The organism is Nocardia sp. NPDC050175, assembly GCF_044459885.1.
GTDB lineage: Bacteria > Actinomycetota > Actinomycetes > Mycobacteriales > Mycobacteriaceae > Nocardia.
Map to the genome: position 1 here is coordinate 220881 of NZ_JBITJI010000002.1, position 16663 is coordinate 237543.

Annotated in this window: 14 protein-coding genes; 1 reads left to right on the forward strand and 13 read right to left on the reverse strand. The window is 63.0% G+C overall.

Annotated features, from left to right (window positions below; all coding sequences use genetic code 11):
- Nucleotides 1-113 precede the first annotated feature (113 nt).
- A complete protein-coding gene (locus tag ACIBK2_RS06560) occupies nt 114-1316 on the forward strand; it encodes a hypothetical protein (RefSeq protein ID WP_396964417.1) in 1203 nt (400 codons plus the stop codon).
- Nucleotides 1317-1399: 83 nt separating this feature from the next.
- Here ACIBK2_RS06560 and ACIBK2_RS06565 read toward each other — a convergent pair whose 3' ends face one another.
- The 13 genes from ACIBK2_RS06565 to ACIBK2_RS06625 all read right to left on the reverse strand — a co-directional run bounded on the left by ACIBK2_RS06565 (nt 1400) and on the right by ACIBK2_RS06625 (nt 16555).
- Nucleotides 1400-1591 (reverse strand): hypothetical protein, encoded by a 192-nt coding sequence (locus ACIBK2_RS06565; RefSeq protein WP_396964419.1) that lies wholly within the window; start codon nt 1589-1591, stop codon nt 1400-1402.
- 1116 nt (nt 1592-2707) lie between these two features.
- On the reverse strand, nt 2708-3025 hold the full coding sequence (locus ACIBK2_RS06570; protein WP_396964421.1) for a hypothetical protein: 318 nt from the start codon (nt 3023-3025) through the stop codon (nt 2708-2710).
- Nucleotides 3026-3188: 163 nt separating this feature from the next.
- Nucleotides 3189-3584, reverse strand: a complete 396-nt coding sequence (locus ACIBK2_RS06575) for a DciA family protein (RefSeq protein ID WP_396964423.1) — start codon at nt 3582-3584, stop codon at nt 3189-3191.
- A gap of 32 nt (nt 3585-3616) precedes the next feature.
- A complete protein-coding gene (locus tag ACIBK2_RS06580) occupies nt 3617-5587 on the reverse strand; it encodes a DciA family protein (protein ID WP_396964425.1) in 1971 nt (656 codons plus the stop codon).
- A gap of 2025 nt (nt 5588-7612) precedes the next feature.
- Nucleotides 7613-8794: a pentapeptide repeat-containing protein gene (locus tag ACIBK2_RS06585; RefSeq protein WP_396965839.1), complete on the reverse strand. Its 1182-nt coding sequence runs from the start codon at nt 8792-8794 to the stop codon at nt 7613-7615.
- Nucleotides 8795-9368: 574 nt separating this feature from the next.
- Complete coding sequence (locus ACIBK2_RS06590) at nt 9369-9902, reverse strand: YbaB/EbfC family nucleoid-associated protein (protein ID WP_396964427.1); 534 nt, start codon at nt 9900-9902, stop codon at nt 9369-9371.
- 13 nt (nt 9903-9915) lie between these two features.
- Nucleotides 9916-10446 carry a DUF3558 family protein gene (locus tag ACIBK2_RS06595; RefSeq protein ID WP_396964429.1) on the reverse strand — a complete coding sequence of 177 codons (531 nt, stop codon included), beginning with the start codon at nt 10444-10446 and terminating at the stop codon, nt 9916-9918.
- A gap of 1 nt (nt 10447) precedes the next feature.
- Entirely contained in the window at nt 10448-12976 is a 2529-nt protein-coding gene (locus ACIBK2_RS06600) for a hypothetical protein (RefSeq protein ID WP_396964431.1), read from the reverse strand.
- Nucleotides 12973-13269 (reverse strand): hypothetical protein, encoded by a 297-nt coding sequence (locus ACIBK2_RS06605; RefSeq protein ID WP_396964433.1) that lies wholly within the window; start codon nt 13267-13269, stop codon nt 12973-12975. Before ACIBK2_RS06605 ends, ACIBK2_RS06600 begins: the two co-directional genes overlap by 4 nt.
- A 145-nt stretch (nt 13270-13414) precedes the next feature.
- Nucleotides 13415-14131: an ESX secretion-associated protein EspG gene (locus ACIBK2_RS06610; protein ID WP_396964435.1), complete on the reverse strand. Its 717-nt coding sequence runs from the start codon at nt 14129-14131 to the stop codon at nt 13415-13417.
- Nucleotides 14131-15480: a hypothetical protein gene (locus ACIBK2_RS06615; RefSeq protein ID WP_396964437.1), complete on the reverse strand. Its 1350-nt coding sequence runs from the start codon at nt 15478-15480 to the stop codon at nt 14131-14133. Before ACIBK2_RS06615 ends, ACIBK2_RS06610 begins: the two co-directional genes overlap by 1 nt.
- Nucleotides 15481-15494: 14 nt before the next feature.
- Nucleotides 15495-16175 (reverse strand): DUF3558 domain-containing protein, encoded by a 681-nt coding sequence (locus tag ACIBK2_RS06620; protein WP_396964439.1) that lies wholly within the window; start codon nt 16173-16175, stop codon nt 15495-15497.
- Entirely contained in the window at nt 16172-16555 is a 384-nt protein-coding gene (locus tag ACIBK2_RS06625) for a hypothetical protein (RefSeq protein WP_396964441.1), read from the reverse strand. Before ACIBK2_RS06625 ends, ACIBK2_RS06620 begins: the two co-directional genes overlap by 4 nt.
- Nucleotides 16556-16663: the final 108 nt, after the last annotated feature.

Below are 16663 nucleotides of genomic sequence, written 5' to 3' on the forward strand. Positions count from 1 at the left end.
ACAACTCTCACGTCCGTCTAAGGTGCACAGATGCATGCAGATTGTCGCCGTAGGCCACCCACGTGCCGTACCGGTGGGGCGCGGCCCGCAGCATCGGATTCGCTGGTGCACGGGTGGTGATCGAGCCGCCGGAACTGGTTTACGAGCGCTTCGTCAAGGATCTGATGGCCTTGCACTCCGCGGCGCAGAGTCCTGGTGCCGACGACATCTCGGACGAGATCGAAAGTGCCTACGGTCAGACAGTTTCTGCTTCGACGATCAGGGGATGGCTGGCCGACGGGGAGTCGCGGCGGATGCCGCGCAAACCGGATCAGTTCAAGCTCATGCTCGGTGTCCTGCACATGCGTGCACGTTGGCGTTTCGACGGTCCGGTTCCGGGCAGGTGGGAGAAGCGGTTGCGTGCTGCTGAGCGCGCTGCCCGAGCTGTCGGCCGATTCTCCGAGCCTGGTAGCGCAGAGCAGCCGGTCGAGTCCGCCGAGCCACAGGAAATTGCGGCGGACAAGACTGTGCCGTCCGCACCTTTCGAGCCGACCGCCGCCGGCTTCTGGCGTAGTTCTGGGCGTTGGGTGGCGTCGCGGCCGAAGAGCTGGCTCGTAGTCGGTGTGGTCGTTCTGCTGCTCATTCCAGCTGCGGTCACGGGAACAGTGCTCGGCGTCCGCAGCATCACGTCACCGAAGTCCGATATCGCGGTAGTGCCTTTCACGTGGACTACCAGTAGCGGCGGCGAAGTCGCGTATGTTCTGCCAAAAGAGGTCTCCGATCAGCTGGATCCACCACCCACCGATCTCGGATTCGGAGACTGGGCTGAGCATCATCACGGCATCCCTGCTGCGCACACGTTCGATGCTGGTGTCGCAGAGACGGGAGTGGCTCTCACGTTGCGCGCCAAGAACGCCGGCCTGCCGGTCACCTTGCTTGGCCTGTCGGTGGAGGTTCTCGAACGGCGACCACCCGTCGCTGGGACGACGGTCAGCCACACCGGTGGCGATTCAAAATCTGGACGTTTCATAGTCGTGGACGGTGACAGCAGCCCGCCGACGGTGATCGGTTCGTCCAACGATCCACGCTACACAGTTAGCATGCGCGCAGAGCCGATCAAATTTCCTTACACGATCACGACGACCGATTCGGAAGTGTTTCTGGTCTATGTGGACACCCACCGGTACCACCTGAAGTGGCGGCTGCGCATCGAGTGGAGCACCGGTGTGGCGTCGGGCAAGACGGTGATCGACAACGGAGGTGACCCATTTGAAGTGACACTGCCCGCTGATGGCAACAAGAGCTGTTTCCTGACGGACGAGCGATGGACCTGCTGACGGACTCCGGACACCGCACGGATGGTGACACAAAAAGGCCGCGCCGACTGCGTGATGCAGTCGGCGCGGCCGAAGGCGCTATGTCAGAGCATTTTGAAGGCGACGGCGAAACCCAGCAGCAAGGTCAACGTGCCGCCGAACCCGACGGCGCCGGCGCGGATGGCGGCGCGGACGGTGGCACCGTCGGAGTGGGCGAGATGCCCGGTGATGTAGCCGGCGATGATCGCCAGCAGGACGAGGCCGGTGAAGATCAGGATCTTGGCGTAGATCGGCATGGGTGGCGGTTCCAATCGCTTTCGTGTGGTGGGTGGTTCTGGAACCAGTGCAGCCGATTTGTTGTGCCAGAGCGATTTTCGTGCGCGGGTAAAGTGCCTTTGTGCAGGCGGTATGGGTGTTCGAGTCGCTGTGAGTCGCTGTGAGTCGTGGAGGCGAGAGGGCGATTTCGGAGATCAACGCCTCAGCCGAACGCGGAGTAATGAACATCGCCGCGCCGTTCCGGCCTGAACGCAAGTGTCGACTAACCGATCCGGATCGAACTCTGGCGGTTGGGCGGGTTAGCACGACCATTCGAGGTCATCCCATGTCCATGGTCCGGCGGGAGTGCCGTCCGGTTCTCGACCGAAATGGAACTGCTCTGCTCGACCAGGCTGCGAGTCCAGAACAGGGCAGACAAACCGTTCTTAGGCAGCCGGTCAGAGAGCATGTTCGCCTGGTCATGCGCACCCGCAGCCGGACCGCAGTGTGCGGGTCGTCGAGGGGGATGTGAGCGGCCGCGCGGGTGGACAGTGCCCGTACCTGTTTGCGCGCACCCGCCTGGTGCAACATCTCCAGCATCAGGGGGACCGCGAACGGGTTGTCGATGGGGACGCGAACGGCCGCGCGGGCGATAAGTGCATCTACTTGTTGGTGTGCACCCACCTGGTCCAACGCCTCCAACAGCCGGGTGACCGCGAACGGGTTGTCGAGGGGGTGGGGGTGGCGGGATCCCGGGCGGTCAATGTCCGTACCTGGTCGTGCGCAGCCGCCCCGTCCAACGCCTTCAACAGCTGGGTGACCGTGTGCGGGTTGTCGAGGGGGATGTGGGTGGCGGGATCCCGGGCGATGAGTGCCCTTACCTGTTCGTGCGCACCTACCTGGTGCAACACCCCCCAGCAGCGCGGCGACCGCGTGCGGGTCGTCGAGGGCGATGTGAACGGCAGCGTGGGCGGCGGGGCGCTGGTCGTCGGGGAACATCTTGTGGAGGCAAGTGACGAACTGGTGTATGGCGGCGGCGTGGCCGTGGGTGGCCGCGTTGTTCCAGAGTTGGGCGGCGTCGCGGTACAGTCCGCGCGCCCAGGCACGATGGCGCCTGGGTTCTGGGTCGCAGTACATGTCGAGCGCACACCCCGTGCCTAGTCGGCGTCCTGGTCGGGGGCGCCATCGTTGATGCAGTCGGCAACCCAGGCCGACACCAGTTGGCTCGGGCCGAGGTCTTGGGCCCGGCCGAGTTGTTCGAAGCGTTTGTATAGGCTGGCGGGCAGCCTTAGGAAGATCTTCCGGACAATCACGATCTCCTGATCGACTGGTGGCAGATCTATTGGCGCGGCGTCGGGGTCCACGCGTACGTTCTTGAGGAACTCGTCGCGCCAGTTGGGTCCGTAAGCCTCCCGCATCTGGGCTTCGAGCTCCTCCAAGGGGTCGGTCTCGCCTTCGGTCCATGGATCCTTCACAGTCAATCCCTCCAGTCTCGTGAACAGCTGAGTCAAGCCATGGGTGCAGCTCTCGGGGCAGACCGCCAGCAAGGCCGCCCGCCCCGGGGGCACTGGGTATGCATTTGCAAACTCGGTATCCCCAGTGCCCCAGCGCGGGCAACTCTGATCTACCTGAGGTTGCCTAGGTGCACGGTGCCGCTGTTTCGGTGGTGATGATGATCGTGGATATTGCCTCGAGCCCGGGTCGTGAGTTGATCCGTCCGATCAGTGATTCGGTGCGGGCGCGGATGGCCGACGCCCATGGCAACGAGCTCGTTGAGATCACCAGCGTTGTTTTGTTCAGTCCCGCCGGGATCGGCGCCGCGTGCCGATCGAGCAAGGGCTCGTCAGCGAACTCGGCAGTGATTGCGCTGAGCCAAACGTCTTCTATCGGGTGGCGGCGTAGCGGCTCTTGTGCTTGGCCGCAATCGTTGATGTGTGCGGTTTTCACCAGATGTGGTCGGCAGATGACGCAAGGGATGGGTTTGTTGTCGTCGTCCTTGCCGAGCCAGCCGTTGTGGCAGCCGTGGGCACTCACGTAATGCACTACTGTTCAGGCCCTTTCGGTCGTCACGCGGCTTCGCCGTCGTAGTCGGAATCGTCGGATTCGTCGTTCGGTCGGCCGGCGGGATGATTGCGGATCCAGGCGAGGCTGCCGAGATCGAGGTGCAGACGAGCTCGAGTTACTGCGACGTAGGCCAGGCGGGCATCGTCGTCATTGATGGGTCCGGGCTGTCCGTCATCAGTCTTCGCCGGCTCGTTGAAGTCGCTGGCGATGCGGAGTTTCCTCCATTCACGCCCCTTCGCCTTGTGTGCGGTGGAGATCGTCAATTGAGCGTCGGGTTCGTCGCGGAGCTTGTTGATAGCCGCCAGAATCGCTTCGACACCGTGTTCGTCGATGAGCTTGACGAACGGGAGAAGGTCACCGCCCTGGGGGTCGCCGCTCGCGTAGTACTGCACCTCTCCCCACGATTCGAACAACGAGAGTTCATGATGGGTTGCGCGCCGTCCAGCTTTGAGGTCACGAGCAGCTTCGGCGAGCGAGCGCAACGTGCCACCCCCACCGACCAGAGCAACCTTGATTCCCGTATCGAGGGCCGCGATCACTTCGCACATCGCTCCCGCGTTAGTACGGCAGACAATCGCGTCAGGTTCATCGACAGCCCCGACCTCGGTGGACAACTGCTCGCTGCCAGTGAGCCGGATCGGCGCGTCGATGACATGCAGCCACAGATTCGCGATGTCGGCTACCGCGGCCCCGAAGCGGAACGACTGCGTCAGGCCCAGATGCATACCGTCGAAGCCGGACATGACGTCGCGAGCTCCGCGCCACCCGTAGATCGCCTGCGCCGAGTCGCCCACCATGATCAGCTGTGCCCGGCCTCGTTGGGCGATGAAGATCTGCTCGAGACACGGGTTCGTATCCTGCGCTTCGTCGAGCAGCAGGAGTTCATAGTCCAGCTCAGGAAGGGTGAGGGCCCACATCTTCAGGTAATGATCGTGCTCGAACCGCACGTGACCGAATGCAGGGTTCTGGAGATCGTTCCATGCTCGCCGGGCGAAGGGCAGGATGAGATTCGCGAAAGCGTGGTGGTGCTCATCGGTTTCGATGCCTCGCATCCGCGGCACGTGCCGAGCGTTGATCGTGTCGTCGCCGGAGTGGCAGTACTTGGCCACCGCTCGCATCGTGGCGTAGTACTGGGCGGAGACACTCGCATGTCGTTCCCCGATGCGGACTTCGTTGCGTATACCAAGCTCGACGGCTACTTGACGTGACGGGGTTCGTGGGGCATTGAGTCGGTCACGGTAGCGCTGTCCGACCGCCCCGAAGGCCAGCGAATGCGTTGTGCGGCAGTCGATATTGCGTGGGAATCGCCGACGAGCTTCGTCAGCAACGGCCTTGTTGAAGGCGATGTACAGCCCCCGCCTCGAGGTGCTCGCCGCCAGCAACTGCAGCGTGGTTGTCTTACCGGTTCCTGCGCCGGCCTGGATGGCGAGGTGTTTGTCTGTCCCGAAGGCGGCCATGGCCGCATGCTGCTCCGGTGTCGGCTCCGTCGCAACAACTTTCGGTCCGCCTACAGCCGCCTTTCCCGTGGCCAGAGCCGGTGCAGGGGCGGCGGGTGCGGCACCGGTCAGTGCCTTGGCGTCAGCCTGGTCCGGGCCGAGGATCCGGACGCTGGAGATGAGCTTTTCACCGGCAGCACCGTTGATCATCGCGGTCAGTCGGGCCGAGGCGATCCGAAGATGAACGGTCCGTGCCTTCGTCGTGCACTGGATGGTCAGCACCCCGTTTACCAACGACATCGGTGTGGCTGTCGCCGCGGTGTCTGGGCCGAGGAGCTGTGCCCACCTCTGCTGGATGAGGCGCAGTCCGGATTGTGCTGTGGCCCTCTGCGTCTTTGCCGGTGATGGAGTTGAAACGGGTTCGGTTGTTTTCGGGCCTTTCTGTGTCACCGGATGCGCGGTCTCGGTGTTCTTCTTTTCGACGGTGCGCCCGGGCCGTTGACGGTTTGCGGGCTTTCGTTTCGATCGCTTACTCATGACTGAGATTTGTACACTCAGTTTGGCTGGAATAAACGGATATTCACCCCGGCGTGTTGCGTTGGTAATCGCGCAAATAATTCACCGACCCTCACCTGTTGCGCCTGGTAGGGCTAGCTTTTGGATATTTAGACCGATATCTACGGATGTCTGAAACGATACTTTTGCACGTCGTTCAGCTAGAATGCCGTATGCATTCTAGCTGAACGGAAAAGCAATATTGCCGTGCCTGGATGGCATTTCTCAAGGCTTCGGCTTTTGCTAAATGCTTGAATCCTAGAATTGCAACCATTGAAGAACAGCTTGAGTGCGTGTTACTCCTATCTTTCTTTGTTTTTTTGAATGGTTGAGCCATCACTGGCGCCGTGTTCTCGTGTCAGATCGGCCTTCGGTGGCGGCTCGGGGCTGGAGCGGAGCCGGCCGGTCGGCTGAAGACAGCCGGAATCCCCCAAGTGATTTCCACACCCGCGAGCCTGCCCGGGCTCATGCGAGCGAGCGGGTACGGTAAAACCTGGGTCGTCCCGAACACTGACGACTCACGCGCGAAACCCCGCCCGCGCCCTAGACAAGCACCGGGCGGGGTTTCACTTTCCTGAGTCGACCTCAGAGCGTGCCGTGAACCCGGTCGCGGAGGCGGCGACTCAGCTATACGGTGGCGGGGACAAATGGGAACACGACGGTTGTCCCGTCGCGCTCGACCTCTGCCGTGCCAACGAACTGCCGCATACTTGCGGCTTCGAAATATGAAGGGCTTCTTGGCGGCTCTGGCATGGCGAAGGCCGGGAGGGCTGCTGCCGACGTTGGCGCAGATTGTGGGTCATATCGCCACGAAGCCCGACCGACTCGCGATATCCCGCTTCCTTCCTTGGCCGCCAGCTTGACGAGGGCTCGGTGGATGGCGTGTCCTGGTCGCATCGGCTCGACCCACCCGCGTTCGGTCATCCACGTCGCCAGCTCGCGCACCGCCAAAACCTGTCCAGGGTTGGAATCCAGCGCACCCTGCAGAAGCTTCGTCAACGTGCCAGCTGGTGCGCGACTTCCTGATGCTCGCTTAGGTTGTTGACTTGACGGTCGTTTGGGTGAGGGTGCACGTTGTGCGGCAGCCGCATCGGGGGCTGGCCCGGCAGGCGCCAAGGCCATCAACCGCTGGCACACCGTCTGGGTGGCTTTGCTCGGGTAGACCGAATCCCCCAGAGCTTGTGCGGCCTCGAAGAACTTCGCCAGGTGCTCCATGATCTCGCGCGCTGCACGCTCTTGCTTGACGATGGCAGCGTACGACCCACGTACACGCTTCATGATGGACGCTCCCTTGTATTGAACCCACACTGTTTACTCACGCGGTATTTCGATGTTGCCCCTGCGGCAACGGGGTAGCCCTAGACGGGGGTCATTTGATCACACAACGTGTCACGGCCGTGGACGCCACGCCCGAGTGGCCTCGATGATGTGGGGAGGGGAGTGGGTGATGACAACCTGCTTGAGCCCGCGGCAGTCCCGCCACTGAGGATTGCCGCCGATCACCGTGCCATGTTCGGTGCTTGTGCTCCGATGTCACGGCCTGGGCAGACGCCATCGGACTGCCCCACCAACCCGGTGGTCTTGCCCCTGACGCAGCGACCAAGCCACAAAAGGGTTCGATCAAGGGGGCATCCAGTGCACCGTCGGTGCGATCGGTTCACCTACGTCTGCCAAAGGATCGGCCCTCGGAACCGCAGGCTTCCCAGGTGGATGCGGTAGGGCTGTCGCCCGCTCGCATGGGGCGTCGATGAGATCTTTGCGTGTCGAGAGCATGCGGAGATGCTTGACACTCGAATCCCCTGGCGCGTAGGAAGTTTCGGGGGAGCGATCTGCTAGGGATCGCGAGCTGCATCGGCGCCTGGCGGCCCTGCGTCTTGTTGAGGAGGCTTCCGGTGACGTCGCCGATGACCCGCCGGCACGTCGGTAGGAGGGGTCCTGGCGGGTAGGGCGGCCTATTCAACTGTCGCGAGTTGTCGGCTGAATCGAGCGGATCGTGCTTCGCGGAGGTCAGAGAGCTGGGTTCGGGTGCCATGGTGTCGGTGAGACGTTGGCTGGTTTGGTGCTCGGGTCGCTGTCCCAGTCGAAGACTGGCAACGGCGGTCCCCATCGGCGGGGCTGTTCGAAAGACACAGCGCCGGAACCGAAATCCGCGTTACTAAACGAGATTTCTGCCGTGCCCACAGCATCTGGTGCACCGAATGTCACCCCATTGAAGCGGGCTGGACCGGAGAACATCACCCCGTCGAAGCGGGCGTCACCGGAGAACATCACAGCGCCGAACCCGGCGGGACCAGAGAATTTAGTCCCGATGAACACCACGCCACCCGAGAACGTCACCCCGTCGAAGCTGGCGGGACCGGAGAACGTCACCCCGTTGAACCCGGCGGGACCGGAGAATGTTGACCTGCCGAACCGGGCGGGACCGGAGAACGTCACCCCGCCGAACCCTGCGCGACCGGAGAACGTCGCTCTGACGAACCGAGCTTCACCGGAGAACGTCACCCTGCCGAACCCGGTGTCGCCAGCGAACGTCGCGCCGTTGAACCCGGCGTCGCCGGAAAAGGTCACCCCGTTGAACCCGGCGTCGCCGGAGAACGTCGCCCCGTTGAACCCGGCGTCGGCGGAGAACATTGCCCCGTCGAAGCGACTGGTGCCAGAGAACGTCACCCCGTTGAACCCGGCGTCTTCGAAATGGGCCGTGGTGAAGTTGAAATCGTAGCTCGACCAGCTGCTCTCGTGGTTACGGAGGTGGGCAACGATGACATCGACGACGGTTTGGCGAACGACTTTGTCGTTCTGCAGATACTGAAAGTGGTCCGCTATCTCGATATCCGCGATGGCGGTGTCTTTGCGGTCGCGGCCGATCTGATGGTTGGCACCGGTGTCCGGGGAATACGGTAGCCGCAGATACCCGCACAAAACATCGATGCACTGCTGGCGGCGGTCTCCCGCTGATTCGTCGGCGACGACGGCCATGGCGTACACACCGGCGATCCGGACTGCGGTGTACGGAGAACCGAGCTGGGTGGCGGCCGCGCCGAACCGTTCGATAAAGCGAGACTGTTCAAGGTCGCGTTGACGGCGGTAAGCCACAACCAGAGCGACCGCACCACCCACACCGCCGGCTACCACGAGAGCAAGTTTGGTGATGTCGAGCGGGGCGGCGGGCTCGTCCTTGGTTCCAAGCATGACCACCGCAATCCACCCCGTGACGGCAGCGATGCCCAAACCCCCGGCTACCGCCAGAACCACCGCGGCCAGCAACGGTGTCCGACTCACCACCGACCGGGTTCGGCGCACGATTCGCACAAGCGCCAATTGTGCGCCGCAGACCACCTCGACCGCACTGGTTTGTCAGTCCCGAAGAATCGCACCAGGTGCGGAAGGTGGCGGCAGATGCGACCGACGGGTGAATCGCTGGCAGAACTCTGGATCGGGAGCATGAGCCCTCGGCAACCTACACCGCCCACCCGCGCGGGAAGGCCACCGAATTTCGTTGGCGGAGAATATAATCGCAGCTTTGTTCCACTGAGGAAACTGGCTGCCGCGAGTTCTCCTCCGATGCAATCAAGGCGACAGTTGAAGACGTGACCTCACCAGTCGGCGACACCTAGCAGCCATCCGGCATGAACCTCTTCATCGAGCCGCGGGTTGCTCATCCTCGTCAGGCCAGCACACACCAAAGGCTGTCAGGGCTCTGCGGTGTTCGCAGAGCTCACTGGCGGCAAACGTGTACAACTCGGCGCAGGGCGTTCGGAGAGTGTCAGGGCTCAAGCCACCCCTGCCGTTGTTTGCGCGCGTAGTAGTCGTCGTCTTCTTCTTCATCCCAGTCGTCATTGCTTCGGTTCGTGACCGATCCTGTTGACGTCTGTGTGGCGGGCGCTGACAGTGGCGCACGGTGAGTACTGTCCACCGCAGGTGTCGGTGTGGCCCAGCGTTGCTCGTGCGCGCCTGACTGCGCCGCCGTCGGCTGCACCGCGGAGCGCGTCGGGGTATCTGGCTGAACGGTCATGTCCACTACTCGGGCGACCTGTGGATCGTCCATCAGTTCCTGCATGGCCGACGCGGCACGCGGTTCGGCATCTTGAACTGCCTGCTGGTACGCGTGCAAGATCAGGGCGGACAATCTGCTCGGGCCACCTGCGATGGCTTGGGCGTCGATCGATATTCCCTGCAGGTGGCCTTTCGAGTCGACCTCGATTGATACGCCGCCGGTTCTGGCCGACCCTCGGATTTGAGCAAGTGCCTGTTGCGCTCGCAGGATCTTGATACCGACCTCGTCGTGGGGACTCGACATGATCAGCCTTCCGTCAGGGGGCGGGCGGGATGTGTGGTTCCAGCACGGTCGCTATGTGTGTCAGATCAGTGCACGGGTCGGGTCGTTCGGCATTCATGTCGTTGAACTCGAAGGTGACGTATCCGCCGACGGTGTCAAGTCTCATGAGACACACGAACTTTCGATTCTCACCGGTTCGATGGTCCAGGTCGCCGCGATGGGTGCCGACGGTGATCGGCTCTACATCTCGGTCCTTTCCGTTCTTCCATTCCGCGGCGCCGTCACCGCTCGCGTAACGGATACCGAGAGAGAAGTCGGGATTGGTCTGGCTGAGCCACGTGCAACTTTCCCCTGGGAACTGTCCTTGCGACTTTCGTTCTGGATTCACTCCAGCGTCGCGCAACGTGGTGTCAGGAAACGCGGAGCAGGGGTCCCATGGCGGTGGCTGCGCCGGTCTGTGGTCTCCGTCGCACGCTGTGATGAGGACAGTGGTCGCGGCTAAGGCTGCGGTGAGGGCGGTGATGGCCCTCGATTTCGAGTAGACCGAGCAGCTGATGGTCGCCATCTCACTTCCACTGGTTGACGTGGGCGGGCACCTTGTCGCCTCGTAGTACGGAGACGAATAACTGTTGGTCAGCAGTGGTCATGTTGCCGCCGAAGACGATCTGATTGATCTCGTTGTCCCCTGAGCGTGCGTCGATGACGTACTGATTGGAGTCATCTCTGTTCAGTCCGGCTCCCTCGAGAATCTTGGGGACCGAAGCAAGGTCACCGCTTTTGAGATCTTCGAAGGGTTTGAGGGCGCCGTGGTCGGTGAAGTTGCCGGGCAGGGCGTTGGGGTCGACGCGGCCTGCGTCGACGAGTGATTGCAGCATCGTGTATCGGCGGCCGGCGTCAGCGCGTACATCGGTTTGCTGTTCGGTGAGGTCGAAGTTGTCGTAGCTGATGGCTGGGTAGGGCGTGGAGGGTTTGTCGTTGATCGCGCCTACCGTGGGGTCTTTGAGGAAGGCCTCGATGGAGTTCGCCATCGGGGACCACACGTACTTCTCATAGGGCAGGGCCTTGACTCCCAGGTTGATGTACTCCTTGGCCGTCATGAATCCGGCGCCGAGCTGCTCTTTGCGGTGGGCACTTGCCGATTGATCGTCATAGCCGTGCAGGCCACTCTCAGCGGCGATACCGCCTTCGACGAGCCCGCGTAAGCGACCTGACTCGAGGGCCAGTTCCGGTCCTCCTTGCCCGAGGGCGAACGCGCGATCGAAGTTGTGCGCTTGGGCGATAGCGGCCCCGTTGATGATCGCCGCAGCCTTCGGATCGCCGTCGAGCAACGTAAAGATGCGCGTCGACTCGACGGGGTTCAGTGCGCCGAATCCGTGTGTGCCGGTGAGGTTTTCCGCCGCACCCGCCATGTTGCCTACGTATGGTGCGAGTGCCCCAGCAACATGCTGAGCCACGCCCGGGGTCATTTGTGCGCCGTGGGGCACCTTGAGGTCGGCGGAGTTCTCACCAGTCGAGAGGACGTTGAAGTTGTTGGTGCCGTCGGAGGAGTGGGTGGTGGACAGGATCTGTGACAAACCGTGCGCGGATCTGCCGGCCAGCTCGGCGTTGGTGAGCTGAGATTGGTAGTGCGGATCGCCGGGGGCAACGGTGACTTGTGCGTCTTGGTGGATCCAGTCGAGCATCGAGTTGATCGCTGGTCCGTTGGGTCCGTCGGGCCAATGCCGTTGCAGTAGCGGCATCACGTCGGTGTCGGAGTGGTAGCCGGAACCAAGGATCTCCGGGCCGCCTTGGCCGGTGAGGATCGCGGTGGTTCCTTCGTGGTTGCGGGCGGCGATCTCGACGGATTTGCTGATCGAATCATCGAGCGGGTAGCCAGAATCCGGGTTCAGCTGGTTGTTGTGGGTCTGCTGCCAGGCCAGGTGCGAACCCTGGCGATACAGTTCGGTCGAGGTTTTGGTGCCCGGTTCGATGCCCTGGTCGGACATGCCGAGTGCGTCGAGCAATTTGTTCTGCTTGGTGAGGAACGCGTTCATGTTCGCGTTCTCGGGGCGCTGTCCCATGTCGGGGTATTGCTGGGTGTTGGCATCGGGTCCCTGTGTGCCGACCCGGGTGGAAATCAGTTGCTTGATATCGGTGGGCAGCCGGTCGTAGCTACCTGGCGAGGTCGGTTTGCCGTTCCCGTCGCGGCCGGTGCCGACCTTCTCGTCGGAGAGCATCAGCAGCGCATTGCTCATCGCCGCCGCGCTGGTCTGTCCAGCCGGGCCTTGGGTTTTGAGCTGTTCGCTGGCGGCGATGAAGCCGTCGGCACCGGCGTTGTTGAAGAACTGCTGGGTGAACTCTTGCGTCGCCGCGGGGATGGTGGCGCCGTTGCCTTGGAGGTAGGCGGCGAGCTGTTCGGGGGGCACGCCGGAGGCTTTCATGTCCTCGCCGAGTTCGGTCAGTAGCTCTGGCGGGATCGGCTGGCCGGAGGCAACAGCGTCATGGATCTTCTTGCCCAGGGCCGCTCCCGCCGGTCCGCTCAGTGGTGTACCACCGCTGTCCTTGCCCCCGCCGGGGCCGCCGTGCGCGGCGAGGTCGTCGAGGCCTGCCGCAATAGTGGCTTTCGCCGCTGCGATCGCTGAGCCGGCATTGGCCAGCTGCTCTTTGAGGCGGGTCTGAAAATCGGCGGCCGCGCGATTGAGGTTGCCCTGCACCATCGCGGCCACTGCGTCGGTCTTGGCGTTCGGGAAATCCGGCGCCGTCACACCGCCGTCGGGCCACACCGACATACCGGCGCTGGAAGCTTCGCCATGGATCTTGACCAGTGCGGCCTTGTACCCGGCAATCGTCGATCCAGCGGAGATGAACGACTGGGCGACGGCATCGGCGGCACGGAAGGCCCTGGACGCAGCGAGGAATTCGGTCAGAGCACGCGCTGAGGCCGCGGAGGCCGCGTTGCCTTGCCAGCGGAGTGCCGTATTGTCCACTGCGCGTTGAGCTTCGGCCATCCGATCCGAGAAGTTCTTCCCGGCGGCTTCAAGATCGTTGCCGGCCTGAGTCAGGGTCTCGGGCTGCCAACTGTAGACCTGGCCGAGGGTTGGAATTTGGATCGTCATAACTCTGCCCGCAGCTTGTTCAGCTGGTCGGTAAACGCTTGTTCGACGGTCTCGTAGTTGGTGGCGCTGGTAGCCGCGGCATCCGACATCGCTCGAAGGCTGTCGGCTTGTCGCCCAAAGGTGGCCGTGAACTTTTGGGCCACATCAGTGGCGACTTCGCCGAGACCGCTGTCGGGCATCACTACCTGCGTAAGACCGGGCATCGGTATGTGCGCGATGGCATCGGCCCTGCCCGACAAGTCCTGCGCCAACTGTCGTAGCGCATCGAGATCGGCCTGCAGCATTTCCCCCAACAGACGTACCTCTCCCTCGCAGATATCAGTCTGGGGCCGACGCTATCACAGGATTACTGGACGATGCCGGGTGTGGGTGCTGCCAAGATTTGAGAGTAAAATGGGCCGCTGAGCTGGGCCGATTCAGTATGGACTGAGCTGGTGATTAGCGGATTTCGGCGAGCTGGGCGAGGTGCTGGGTGAGCTCGCTGTCGCCGACGGGGGTGAGTGTCATGTCATGACCGATAGTGAGCAAGTAACGGCCGTCGCCGGTGAAGTCCAGCCAGGTGCGGTGCCGCGGCGGCGGTGACATCGGATCCTCTGGGGCGACAGTGATAGTGAAGTAGCCGCGAGCGTCGATCGGTCGGCGCAAGGCGTGCCGAAACCGTTTGGCGCGGCGACTGTCTTCGGTCTCTTGCCATTGGCTGGAATCGGTGAACAACACCGCCCGCCGAGCTTCTCGCAGGGTGTCGAGCCTGCCCGCAGGCGCCGAGCCGATCGCGGTGATCAGGTGTTTGGTTACGTTGCGGGCGTGGCAGGACACCACCGTGATCGTGTCGGTCGTGGCGAGGATGGCCGCGCCCCAATCGGAGAAGGTGGCTCCGAGCGCCAGGATCGGGTCAGGCAGTCGCTGTCCGTCGAGGTAGCGGTCGCCGAACACCGCGATCGTCGTGACATCGGTACGGGCGAGGAACTTCAATGTGCCGGTCAGGTCCGGGTCACCGTTGAGTGGGAACCGCTCGGTGAGTTGCAATGCCGCTCTTGTGCTTTCGGTGCCTACCGTGCCCCTGGGTGCGAGATTGATCGGGTAGGGACGGCGATCGTGCCTGGTCTCGGTCGCCCAGACATGACTGAATTCGTCCGGGGTGAACACCCACCGCACTAGCCATCTCCTCGTGTCCTGTTATCGGACTTCCCACTTGGGGGTGGTTCGTCGTCGGTTGCGTCCCAACCGATGACCGCGGGCATCGTCGGATCGACCTGGACGAGCTCCTCGTGCGTACGCCGCAAATAGTCAGGGCTGCCCTTGCTGCGGTCAGAATCTGAACCTTGTCCACGGCTTGCCCCCGGCATCCCGCTCATCGGCGCGGTCGAACTGCCCGTTGTTGAGCGGACACCGGCGGGGCCGGCAGGGTTGGTTCCCGCAGGTGGCTGCGGTTGTCCAGGTATCGAGATCCCTGGGCCGCCTGGGCGATTGCCGGGCGATCCGGGGGTGCCGCTGGTGACCCGAGGGGTACCCGGTACTCGGGAGCCGGGCGATCCGGGGACGGAAGGCACTGTGGCCGAAGGCGATGCCTGCGTTTTGTCCACAGGGTTGACGCCTGCGGGGACCGTCGGTGTGTTCGAGGTCGACGACGGCTTCGGGGTATTCGTTGCGGCAGGGTCATTCAGTGACGATGTCGTCGTCTGCGCAGGCGTCGTAGGGTTGTTTGGTTGCGGATTTTCTCCAGGCGGCTGCTCAGCTGGCTTGCCGTCTCCGGTCTCACCGTTCCCGTCTCCGGTTTCACCATTTTTGCTGTTGTTGGTGGGCTCGCTGGGACTGTCTCCACCGGTGCTCACGCTGGGCTGCTGATTGACATCACCAGGGCTCGGCGCCCCAGGGGCAGGGCCAGGGGGCAGCGGAACGAACCTGGGAACACTGTCACCCGAGGCGGGCATGGTCGGGTTGTACACGAAGTTCATCGTGTCCTGCGCGCTCGCCTGAGCCTCGGCTGCTGCGACGTTGTGGGCCGTGCGCCGGGCCGCCCCGTCCGCGGCCTCCTTCACCGGGTCGGGGTCCTCCTGATACGGCGGGGGCGGCGGCGGGATCGCGGATTTGACCGTTTGCGCGGCGCTGGAATTGAGGGCAATCAGGCGCTGAACCGTCCGGGCTGTGTCGTGCTGTTCGGCTCCTGCGCTTACGAACGTGGCGGTCGACTGTTGGGCGGTCGAGGCGAATGCGCCTGACCAGGAAGCGAACTCGCTCTTCACCTCGCGGGAGAAGGTGTCGAACAGTTCGTGCAGCTTGTCGGCCCGGTAGCTCCACTCGCTCGCGATCTGTCCCATCGCACCCGGATCCAGCTTCTCGTGCACCAGATCCCAGATCTGTTGGTGTATGTAGCTGTCGAACGATTCGCGATCGGGAACGTAAGCCGGGTCGACCCCCGCGGCCCCGAATCCGCTCACGTGAGCAAGCTGGCTCTGCTGCTCGCGAATGTCGTCAGCGATCTCTTTGCTCGTCCGTCTACCCACGACGCCCTCCCGATTCAGCTGTCCCCGACACGCGGAATGATCCCGCGCACCAAATCGACCATCCCCGAACATCTTTCAGGTGCTGGTCCGTCGATGAGATACGCGGCGATGACACGGTCGAAGTCGATGTAACCCACCTTGGTCTGCAGCAGAACATCGCAACCGGTGGCGGGTGCCTTCGGTCGCGCGATCAGCGCAGCGTGACCATCGATGGTCGTGTCCTCGATCTGGGCGCCATCTGTGGTGAACTTCGCACGCCCCTCTTCCAAGGTTCGGTTGCCCGACAGGATGCCCAAGCTGTACGCCTTGTCCACGGACTTGAACTCGCAGCCCAGGAACGTGTACTCGGCGTGGATGTCAGTCGAGCGTTTGCGTGAGCGAGGATCGTACCCGAGATGGCTGATTGTCTCGTCATCGATCCAGGTACAGGGGTCAAAAGCAACGTCCGGGCGGTTCTGGTTCTGCTGCTTCGGCGGCTGCAGCTCGGGCGCGGTCAACGTCGGAAACGGTGGCCGGCTGGCTGTGTTCGCCGCGGTCGAGCCTGATCCCGAGGCCGTCACGGCGGGGGAGCTCGACACTGGGTTTCCGTCCCCTGACGAGGTGCATCCGGCAGCGGCAAACGCGCTCAAGACCAGAATTGAGACAGTCGAGAAGTTGCGGAAACTCTTGGTTTGCAACGCTTTTGCGACTGTCATGCGGGATCCTCGATTTGGCTGGCCGCGACTTTGATCGCTGCTCGGTTCGCGGCGTCGGCTTGTTGGAGTTGTTTCCCGGCTACCAAATAGGCCGCTTTGTATCGCAGGACCGTTTCCTGGAACGCGGTCAAGGTCTCGATGTACTCGCGCCCTTTGGCGCTGAACCCCTTGGCCAGCGCATGCCCTGAAGGGAGATCGGGAAAACCCGTCACGTTGTTGAGAAGCGAGGCGGCCATGATCTCGTCTTGCAACCCTGCCGCCAGCTTGTCGCAGGAGGCCGCGAGGCGGGTAGCGCCTTCTGCTGGCATCTCGAACGTGCCAGCGGCGGCCGCGTCGTAGGCCGCTTGGGCGTTCTTCTGCCCCTTGTCCGGTAGCGCCATGACCGTACATCCCCTCCGGTCTCGACCGCCGGGTATGGCTAACCCGGCCTCGGTCCGAAAAGCGTATCAGTGTGCACGTGCCGACATTCGGCACTCACTAGCCGCCTC